This window comes from Pseudomonas tehranensis (assembly GCF_014268615.1).
Classification (GTDB): Bacteria; Pseudomonadota; Gammaproteobacteria; order Pseudomonadales; family Pseudomonadaceae; genus Aquipseudomonas; species Aquipseudomonas tehranensis.
In genome coordinates this window covers 1-5311 of record NZ_JABWQV010000298.1, presented here as the reverse complement: position 1 = coordinate 5311, position 5311 = coordinate 1, and the positions used below count along the sequence as shown (strand labels likewise).

7 protein-coding genes are annotated in these 5311 nt (G+C 61.0%); 4 read left to right on the top strand and 3 right to left on the bottom strand.

Annotated features, from left to right (window positions below):
• Positions 1-159 precede the first annotated feature (159 nt).
• Together HU811_RS24430 and HU811_RS24425 are read right to left on the bottom strand one after the other, a co-directional pair.
• Positions 160-540 (bottom strand): Rho termination factor N-terminal domain-containing protein, encoded by a 381-nt coding sequence (locus HU811_RS24430; RefSeq protein ID WP_186658550.1) that lies wholly within the window; start codon positions 538-540, stop codon positions 160-162.
• 65 nt (positions 541-605) lie between these two features.
• The gene (locus HU811_RS24425) at positions 606-947 is read right to left on the bottom strand and encodes a hypothetical protein (protein ID WP_092400009.1); all 342 of its coding nucleotides are present in this window, start codon (positions 945-947) and stop codon (positions 606-608) included.
• Positions 948-1123: 176 nt separating this feature from the next.
• Here HU811_RS24425 and HU811_RS24420 point away from each other — a divergent pair, with 176 nt between their 5' ends.
• Positions 1124-1606 carry a GNAT family N-acetyltransferase gene (locus HU811_RS24420; RefSeq protein WP_186658547.1) on the top strand — a complete coding sequence of 161 codons (483 nt, stop codon included), beginning with the start codon at positions 1124-1126 and terminating at the stop codon, positions 1604-1606.
• Positions 1607-1611: 5 nt separating this feature from the next.
• Here HU811_RS24420 and HU811_RS24415 read toward each other — a convergent pair whose 3' ends face one another.
• Positions 1612-2244, bottom strand: a complete 633-nt coding sequence (locus HU811_RS24415) for a glutathione S-transferase family protein (RefSeq protein ID WP_092400005.1) — start codon at positions 2242-2244, stop codon at positions 1612-1614.
• Between the two features lie 186 nt (positions 2245-2430).
• Between HU811_RS24415 and HU811_RS24410 the strand changes: the two genes are divergently transcribed.
• The 3 genes from HU811_RS24410 to dgoD are packed head-to-tail and all read left to right on the top strand — an operon-like array spanning position 2431 to position 5250.
• The gene (locus HU811_RS24410) at positions 2431-3414 is read left to right on the top strand and encodes a 2-dehydro-3-deoxygalactonokinase (RefSeq protein ID WP_186658544.1); all 984 of its coding nucleotides are present in this window, start codon (positions 2431-2433) and stop codon (positions 3412-3414) included.
• A gap of 17 nt (positions 3415-3431) precedes the next feature.
• On the top strand, positions 3432-4052 hold the full coding sequence (locus HU811_RS24405; RefSeq protein ID WP_047228220.1) for a 2-dehydro-3-deoxy-6-phosphogalactonate aldolase: 621 nt from the start codon (positions 3432-3434) through the stop codon (positions 4050-4052).
• 49 nt (positions 4053-4101) lie between these two features.
• Complete coding sequence (gene dgoD / locus HU811_RS24400) at positions 4102-5250, top strand: galactonate dehydratase (RefSeq protein WP_003179439.1); 1149 nt, start codon at positions 4102-4104, stop codon at positions 5248-5250.
• The last annotated feature ends 61 nt before the right edge of the window (positions 5251-5311 follow it).

Genomic DNA, 5311 nt, shown 5'->3' with positions numbered 1-5311 from the left:
CCTTCGCGAGCAAGCCCGCTCCCACAGGATTGGCGCCACGCACAACACTTGGGCCACCGCAGATCCTCGGCAGGTGTGCCAGTCAGCACTACCTGGCTCATCGCAGATCCAGTGTGGGAGCGAGCCTGCTCGCGATGGCGTCCGGGCGAACGCCGGCGATCAACCCGCCTTGCGCAACGCCTGGATTAGTTCCTGCTTACGCATCTTCGAACGTCCGGGAATGTTCTTCGCCCGGGCCTCTTTCATCAGGTTATCCACAGTCTGGGTGGTGCGTGAGGCCTGGCTGGTGCGCGGCTGACCTTCGCGGGTCTTGGCGGCGCGACGGGCCGACTCCTTGCGGTCGGTTTGCTTTTGCGCGGCCGGTTTGGCCTTCCCCGACCCGCCAGCGCGTTCACCGCCGCCAGACTGCTTGTTCACCGTGGCCCAGGCTCGCGCCTCGGCCTTGTCCTCGGACAAACCCTTTTTCTCATAACTGGCTTCAATGTGTTCGGCTTTGCGCTTTTGCTCGGCTGTGTATTTGTCTTTGCTTCCACGAGGCATGGGAATCTCTCCTCAAGTGCGTGAGCAGAGCCACCCGCCAGGAGCGGATCGCTCGCTCCCCGGGGTTACTGGCTGGCGCCACCCTCGGAACCCGAACCGCCGGTGGTGGTTTTCGAGCCCGTGCCGGTCTCGGCATTATCAGGGGCATTGGAGTCCGGCGTATTCATGCCGCCCTGACGACCCGCATCATTGCCCTGCACTCGCGGATCGGTGCCGTTGGCGGGAGGCTGACCATTGTTCAGACCGCCGCCGGTACCGTCGGTATTCAACGTGGGCAGGCCTTGCGTAGCGGGGGAATTGGGCGCTTGCACCGGATCGGTCGGCCCGGTGCCTGAAGTGCTCGCCGCGAAAGCGGCCGAAGACAGCAGCGTGGCAAGTGTGAATGCAGTCAGCCTTGATGAAATCATGGTGTCGCCTCCATTTTTCAGAATGCTTGCCTGATTTTGGGCTGCCCTGAATCGGAGTTGGTGCCTCGCGGACGACGAACGGTCCTCTGGAAGCATCACGTAAATTTTTCTTGAGATGTGACGAGTGCAGCGCGACGGCTTAGTATGGCGTTTTCCATTGGCTACAAGGCTCGTTCATGTCGATCCAGATTCGCCCTGCGCAACCCAGTGATGCGCCTCAAATCCTTGCCTTCATCACTGAACTTGCCGATTACGAAAAGGCCCGCCACGAAGTCATCGCCAGCGTGACGGACATTCAGCGCAGCCTGTTCAGCGAGGGCTCTACTGCCCATGGACTGATCTGTCTGCGTGAGGGCGTGCCCATCGGTTATGCGGTGTTTTTTTTCAGTTATTCCACGTGGCTGGGCAGCAACTGCCTGTACCTCGAAGACCTGTACATCACGCCTGACCAGCGCGGCGGCGGGGCAGGGAAGACGCTGCTGCGGCATCTGGCGAAAATTGCCTGCGACAACGATTGCGGTCGCTTCGAGTGGAGCGTGCTGGACTGGAACACGCCGGCGATCGAGTTCTACAAGTCCCTCGGCGCGCAACCTCAGGAAGAGTGGGTGCGCTACCGGATGGACGGCAAGGTGCTACGGGATTTCGCCCAAGGCAACTGAGCGGTTCATGAGTACGCGGCGCCCGCGTACTCGGCAAACCCCGGCCGTTGTTCGAGTCGTTTGCAATAAGCGGCCACGGCCGGGTAGTCGGGACGTTCCATGGGCGTCTGGCGCCAGCGATGCACCGACAGCCCGATGAGCACATCCGCGAGGGAAAAATCCGCACCGGCCACGTAGGCGCCAGTACGGTTCAACTGATCCTCCAGTAACCCCATCTTTTCGTTCCAGCCTTTAATCCCTGCGGCTATACGTTGGGGATCCTGACAATCCGGATCCTTGCGCACCAACGCGTAAAACGGATAACCCCAAGACGGGTTGAGTTCGGTCGCCTGCCAATCCATCCACTGCTCAACGCGCGCCCGGGCGGCCGGTTCGACGGGCAGCAGATCGCTACGTCCATGCTTGCCTACCAGATAGCGGCAAACGGTGTTGGACTCCCACAGCACACCGTTCTCGTCAATGATCACCGGTACCTGGGCGTTGGGGTTGAGAGCCAGGAATTCGGGATCATGGGTCGAAGCAAAACCGATGCCCCAGTCCTCGCGTTCATAGGCTATTTCCAGTTCCTGGCAGGTCCACAGCACTTTTCTGACATTGATAGAGGAGGTGCGACCGAGGATTTTCAGTAGTTGTCCCATAAACATTTCCCTGAGTTCTAAGGCGTCCGGCAGAAAACGTAGCAGGGTTCGTGGGTGAATGACGATAACTTTACGTGAAATACGATCATCCCAATATATGGGAGTGATATTTATATATTGAGATTTTGTTGCGCCGAGGTTTATAGTCCGTGCACTCACTGCCAAAAAACAAAACAGGTGAAGCGGATGCAGGCGCAATTGATCGCGCTCGATTGGGGGACCACCTCATTACGGGCTTACAAACTCGCCGCCGATGGCGAGGTGCTCGAACAGCGCTCGCTGTCGACGGGGATCATGCAGTTGCCCTCCGGGCCGCGAACCCTGGCCGGCCGGGTGTGCATCGATGGCTTCGAATTGGCGTTCGATGAGGCTTGCGGCGACTGGCTCGACGCTCAGCCAGGTTTGCCGGTCATCGCCTGCGGCATGGTCGGTAGCGCCCAGGGCTGGCGTGAAGCGCCTTACTGCGACACGCCCGCCAACGTCGCCAATCTCGGACATTCCCTACAAATAATTCGCAGTCTTCGCGGTGTCGATGTGCACATCGTGCCAGGGGTGATCCAGCGGTCGCGGTTACCCAATGTCATGCGCGGCGAAGAAACCCAGGTGCTCGGCGCGTTGCACAGTTTGCCGAACGAGGCGGTGCTGATCGGCCTGCCTGGCAGTCATTCGAAATGGGTGGAAGTGGCCAACGGTTGCATCGTGCATTTCGACACTTTCATGACCGGTGAGATTTTCGCTGTGCTCAGCGACCACAGCATTCTCGGCCGCACCCAGCAACGTGGCACGGCGTTCGATAGCCTGGCTTTTGATCGCGGCGTGCAGGTGGCGTTGTCGGTGGACGGCCAGATCGGCCCGTTGTCCACCGTGTTCAGTGCCCGCAGTCTGGGCTTGACTGGTGAGCTCAGTGCCAGCGCCCAGGCGGATTATCTTTCCGGCCTCCTGATCGGTCATGAACTGATGGCCCTGGCCACCGTGCAACGCCGACGGCGCGACACCATCCATCTGCCGACGGTGGTGCTGATCGGCAACTCGCAACTCTGTGCCCGTTATCAACGGGCCCTCGACGCCTGCGGTTTTGCCCGGGTGACCCTGGCCGAACAGGCCACCGAGCGTGGTTTGTGGCAACTGGCCGTGGCGGCCGGGCTGCTCGATTCCACCGCATCGCGTTAAACGACTGGAGGTCTGACATGCTCACACAAGCACTGGCGCACAACGGGCTGATCGCAATTTTGCGTGGTCTGCGTCCGGAAGAGGCCGCCGCTATCGGCGAAGTCCTTTATGGCGCCGGATTTCGCGTCATCGAAGTACCGCTCAATTCCCCCGAACCGTACGAAAGTATCCGCATCCTGCGCAGTACCTTGCCCGCCGATTGCCTGATCGGGGCCGGCACGGTGCTGACGCCGGAGCAGGTCGAGCAGGTCAAAGCCGCCGGTGGTCAGGTGATCGTCATGCCCCATAGCGATCCAAAAGTGTTGCGAGCGGCGAAGGCGGCGGGGCTCTACTTGTCGCCCGGTGTTGCCACACCCACCGAAGCCTTTGCCGCGCTGGCCGAAGGCGCCCATGTGTTGAAGATGTTTCCGGCCGAGCAAATGGGCCCGGCGGTGGTCAAGGCCTGGCTCGCGGTGCTGCCGGCCGGAACCGTGCTGGTGCCGGTGGGCGGGATTACCCCGGACAACATGGCGGTATTCGTCGAGGCCGGCGTCAAGGGCTTTGGCCTGGGCTCCGGGTTGTTCAAGCCGGGCCTGACGGCTGACGAAGTGGCGGTGCGCGCCAAGGCCTACGTGGCCGCGTGGAATGCCTTGAACTGAAGACTTTTCCAGCGCCCCGCGCGCTGCATCTGATAAGAGAGACAACACGATGAAAATCACCAAACTGACCACGTTTATCGTTCCGCCGCGCTGGTGCTTCCTCAAAGTCGAAACCGATGAAGGTGTCACCGGCTGGGGCGAGCCCGTGGTCGAAGGCCGCGCCCACACGGTGGCTGCGGCCGTTGAAGAATTGTCCGACTACCTGATTGGCAAAGACCCACGCAACATCGAAGATATCTGGACGGTGTTGTATCGCGGCGGCTTCTACCGTGGCGGCGCGATCCACATGAGCGCCCTGGCCGGTATCGACCAGGCGCTGTGGGACATCAAGGGCAAGGCCCTGGGCGTGTCAGTCAGCGATTTGCTCGGCGGTCAGGTGCGCGACAAGATCCGCGTGTATTCGTGGATCGGCGGCGACCGTCCGGCGGACACCGCCCGAGCGGCGAAAGAAGCCGTGGCGCGGGGCTTCACGGCGGTGAAGATGAACGGCACCGAAGAGCTGCAGTTTCTCGACACCTTTGAAAAAGTCGATCTGGCCCTGGCCAACGTCGCGGCGGTGCGGGACGCAGTCGGGCCGAACGTCGGCATCGGCGTGGACTTCCACGGCCGGGTGCACAAGCCGATGGCCAAAGTGCTGATGAAGGAACTTGATCCGTACAAATTGATGTTCATCGAAGAGCCGGTGCTCAGTGAAAACTACGAAGCCCTCAAGGAGCTGGCGCCTTTGACCAGCACGCCAATTGCCTTGGGTGAGCGGCTGTTCTCGCGTTGGGATTTCAAACGGGTGCTCAGCGAAGGCTACGTGGACATCATCCAGCCGGATGCGTCCCACGCCGGTGGCATCACCGAAACCCGCAAGATCGCCAACATGGCCGAGGCCTACGACGTGGCGCTGGCACTGCACTGCCCACTGGGGCCCATTGCCCTGGCGGCGTGCCTGCAACTGGATGCGGTTTGCTACAACGCGTTCATCCAAGAGCAGAGCCTGGGCATCCATTACAACGAGAGCAACGACCTGCTGGATTACATCAAGGATCCGCAGGTGTTCGACTACGACAAAGGTTTCGTGAAAATCCCGAACGGTCCGGGCCTGGGCATCGAGATCAACGAGGAGTACGTGATCGAACGCGCGGCCATCGGCCACCGCTGGCGCAACCCGATCTGGCGTCATGCCGATGGCAGTTTTGCTGAGTGGTGAGTCACGCCTGATCACTCCCTGGGAGCAAAGGAGTCCTGTGGGAGCAAGGCTTGCCCGCGAT

Coding starts and splice junctions, on each gene's coding strand:
- HU811_RS24430 (WP_186658550.1), bottom strand. CDS start 540: ATGCCTCGTGGAAGCAAAGACAAATACACAGCCGAGCAAAAGCGCAAA.
- HU811_RS24425 (WP_092400009.1), bottom strand. CDS start 947: ATGATTTCATCAAGGCTGACTGCATTCACACTTGCCACGCTGCTGTCT.
- HU811_RS24420 (WP_186658547.1), top strand. CDS start 1,124: ATGTCGATCCAGATTCGCCCTGCGCAACCCAGTGATGCGCCTCAAATC.
- HU811_RS24415 (WP_092400005.1), bottom strand. CDS start 2,244: ATGGGACAACTACTGAAAATCCTCGGTCGCACCTCCTCTATCAATGTC.
- HU811_RS24410 (WP_186658544.1), top strand. CDS start 2,431: ATGCAGGCGCAATTGATCGCGCTCGATTGGGGGACCACCTCATTACGG.
- HU811_RS24405 (WP_047228220.1), top strand. CDS start 3,432: ATGCTCACACAAGCACTGGCGCACAACGGGCTGATCGCAATTTTGCGT.
- dgoD (WP_003179439.1), top strand. CDS start 4,102: ATGAAAATCACCAAACTGACCACGTTTATCGTTCCGCCGCGCTGGTGC.